Below are 605 nucleotides of genomic sequence, written 5' to 3' on the forward strand. Positions count from 1 at the left end.
GGGGGGCGGAGCCGTGGTGCAGGGGCCGGGGTGCGCGGGTTCGCACATCAGGCCGTGCCTTGCTGTCCGCGCCGTCCTTCAGGCCGCGCTCCGCGCCTCCGCGACCATCGGTGCCAGATAGCGGATCAGGACGTTCTTCAACTCCCGTACGTAGGCCTCGCGCTCGGCGCCCTCGTGGGAGAGGACCAGTTCGAGACCGGCCTTGTAGAGGCCCAGGCACATGCGGGCGGTGCGGGTGACGTCGGCGGCGGGGGCGTCGGGCAGGAACGCCGCGATCACCGCCTCTATCCCGGCGAGCAGGTTCGCGTGCAGCGCGTCGTGCTCCTCGGCGAGCCGGCCGGGGATGTCCGGGCCGTGCATCAGGGCGAAGAACACCGGGTGCCGGCAGTTGAAGGCGGTGAAGCGGTCGACCACCCCGCCGACCGCCTCCTCCAGCGGGGTCGACGGGTCGAGCGGCGCGAGCGCCTCGCCGTACATGTCCCGCATTTCGTGCATCAGCCGGTCGCCCAGCTCGATCGCGATCGCTTCCTTGTTCGGGAAGAACTGGTAGAGCGTGCCCGGTGAGACGCCGGCCTCGCGGGCGATGGCGTTGGTGCTGGAGGCCG

At 71.6% G+C, this 605-nt stretch carries 1 protein-coding gene; it reads right to left on the bottom strand.

What is annotated here, in order from left to right; genetic code table 11:
* Positions 1–78: 78 nt before the first annotated feature.
* On the bottom strand, positions 79–605 hold a 527-nt coding region (locus JHN63_RS51825; protein WP_200692047.1), incomplete at its 5' end, for a TetR/AcrR family transcriptional regulator.

It is taken from the genome of Streptomyces sp. MBT65 (genome assembly GCF_016612545.1).
In the GTDB taxonomy this organism is placed as follows: domain Bacteria; phylum Actinomycetota; class Actinomycetes; order Streptomycetales; family Streptomycetaceae; genus Streptomyces.